General features: G+C 47.7%; 3 protein-coding genes. All 3 read right to left on the bottom strand.

Features of this window, described 5'->3' with window-relative positions:
• A partial coding sequence (locus B7Y67_RS14795) for a tripartite tricarboxylate transporter substrate binding protein (RefSeq protein ID WP_293599294.1) occupies positions 1 to 373 on the bottom strand: 373 nt, incomplete at its 3' end.
• A gap of 59 nt (positions 374 to 432) precedes the next feature.
• Entirely contained in the window at positions 433 to 1,278 is an 846-nt protein-coding gene (locus tag B7Y67_RS14790) for a CoA ester lyase (RefSeq protein WP_293599293.1), read from the bottom strand.
• 54 nt (positions 1,279 to 1,332) lie between these two features.
• Positions 1,333 to 2,679 (bottom strand): MmgE/PrpD family protein (locus B7Y67_RS14785; RefSeq protein WP_293599292.1); only part of this gene is annotated, 1,347 nt, incomplete at its 5' end.

Genomic DNA, 2,679 nt, shown 5'->3' with positions numbered 1-2,679 from the left:
GACCAATGTATTCAAAGCTCTCTAATGGATCGTATGGGAGCTTGTCATAAAGGGCTGGCGCAGTTGCCATGCCAATGTGATAAATAAACAGTGTGTAGCCGTCTGGTTTTGCGCGCGCAACTTTGGTTGCTGCAATTGTGCCGCCTGCGCCAGTTACGTTTTCAACTACGACAGTTTGCCCAAGTGATTTGCCCATTGGTACGGCGAGCAAGCGAGCAACAGTATCTGTTGGTCCACCTGCTGAGAATGGAACAATTAAGGATATCGGTTTTGTTGGATATGCTTCATCTGCTGCTGAGGCTTGTGTTGACAAGAGGCTGCCAGTAAGGAACAAGGCCCCTACGCTGGCTAGCAAAGTTTTCTTTAATTTCATTTAAGTCTCCGTTAATGTGTAATGCGGGGTAATTTTGCCACTTTTAGCAACTATCGACTTTAGGGTTTACCAGTAATGGCAAGTGTCCTTTGCGCCAATAAGACCACTGGTCGGTCAATCATGCGGCCATCTAATTTCACTGCGCCACCCTTAGATGCTTTGTCCGCTTCAATCACGCGATGTGCCCAAGAGACTTCTGCGGCAGTAGGCATAAAGGAAGTCTTCACTAGGGAAACCTGTTTTGGGTGGATGCATAGCTTGCCACCAAAGCCCATTCTTTTCGCGCGCTCTGCATCATCTGTAATGCGCTCAATGTTGTCAGTAGAAGGAGTAACCCCATCAATGGGAGGGGCAATTTGCGCCAAGCGTGAGGCCAAAATAATCTGAAAGCGTGCTGTTTGCAGTTCGGTTTCTTGGGCGTCACACACCATTCCCAAGTCTGCCTGCAAATCAATATTGCCCAAAGCCAGACGTAATACCTGCTCAGAGTTTGCAATCTCATTAAGGCGATCAAGGCCAATGGCAGTTTCAATCATTGGAATGATTGCTGTGTTTGGCAGGATTTGTGCTGCACCATTAATTTGGTCGAGAGATTCACTCTTAGGAATTAACAAACAGGCTGCATCTAATTCTTGAACCAAGATTAGGTCGGCTGAATAAAAATGACTGCCAGGAGAATTTGATCGAATGATCAGACGCTTTTTTTGGTCTGCACTAAACGTTGGCCAGGCAGAGCGTATAGCTGCACGTGCAGACTCCTTATCCTCTTCAGCAACTGCATCTTCAAGGTCGATGATGACACCATCGGCGCCACTATCCAAGGCTTTACTAAAACGCTCAGGGCGTGTGCCTGGAACAAATAAGAATGTGCTGCTAAAGCCAAGGGGTGTATCAAGTGGATTCATCGATGAGGCTTTATTAAAAATGAAGCAAAAGAGAAAAAATAAACGACTCTAAAGTTAAGGGAGTAATTGACCTATCTTGGACTGATTGCGGATATTCCACAAGCGCTCGATAGCGGCACTCATCTCACTTGGGCTTGCGCCACCACTAAATGCAGCAAGACGCATCGCCTTATCTGTAATCTCAGTACGGCTTAGGGTATTACCAGGATCGCCCTTGGGTTCATCAACACGACCCTCTAATACTTCACCATTATTTAAGTAGACTTTAACTTTACCGATCCAGCTTTGGGGGTAAGCACTATCGACTTCAGGGTCCAAGACCATAGTGACGCGATCGCGGAAAGAGCAAATATCTTGATCATGGAAGTGTTGATCAAATTCTTGCAGGCCTGCAAATTGATAGTGGGCAACTATCGCGAGTACGGTACCCATTGAGAACTTAGATTGGTGCACGGTTGTGGGGTCGGTGACTGGACCCAAGACATCGATTGCCCCTTGGTGAACCAAGGTTTCCACCTTGGCGATATCGCTAGGCTTGAGATCTTGTTTCAACATGACTTGCAATAAGGCATCGGCAGCAGGGTGTGTATGACGACATGAGGCGTGATATTTGAAGCTCGTCTCAGCAATGGTCCAGCGAGTTCCTAGTCGATCAATTAATTTGCTTGGATCAGAATCACTCGACATTCCGGCGGCCAAACCCTGTTTACCTTCTAGGATGTGTTCGGCACCAGTAAAGCCAGATTGCGCTAAGTAGGCTGACATCAAGCCGGTTGAAGCGGCATGTGCTGTATGAAGTTGCTTGGAGTCAGCAGCATCGCGCAGAAATTCCCAAAGGCCGGCAGATTGTGTTCCAGCTGAGCCAAAGGCATGCAGCATTTGGCTTGGGTTGAGTTTGAGAAGATGACCTACAGCTGCTGCTGCAGCTAAGGTGCCGGCAGTGCCCGTAGTGTGAAATATTTTGTAGTGTGAGCGACCTAAAAACTCGCCAACCCGAATACCGACTTCATAGCCGGCGACTGCAGCTACGAGCAGATCTTTTCCTGAAGCGCCTATAGCTTGAGCTGTGGCGAGAGCGGCAGGAAATACGATAGTTCCTGGATGAAATACAGAGCCATTGTGCACGTCATCTTGTTCGGCTACGTGCGATGCGGCTGCATTTGCTAATGTAGCTAGGAAGGGGCTTGATGTTGTGCGATGAATCAGAATTTCAGCAGAGCCAGGGTTGCTTGCATTGAAGCCACCCATGCTTTGCGCAAACTGCGTAATGGCCTCTACAGCGCGCGAACCTTTGCCAGCAATTGCAGAACCAAACCAATCTACTAGTAAATCTTCGGTGCGGGAAATCACCTCTTCAGGAATATCGCCAATCTTTAATTCAGAAGCAAATGTAGCTAAAGC

The sequence above is a fragment of the Polynucleobacter sp. 35-46-11 genome (assembly GCF_002281105.1).
This window is presented reverse-complemented; position numbering and strand designations above follow the sequence as displayed.

Excerpts from the sequence above, each read along its gene's own strand:
- B7Y67_RS14790 (WP_293599293.1), bottom strand. The coding sequence starts at position 1,278 with ATGAATCCACTTGATACACCCCTTGGCTTTAGCAGCACATTCTTATTT.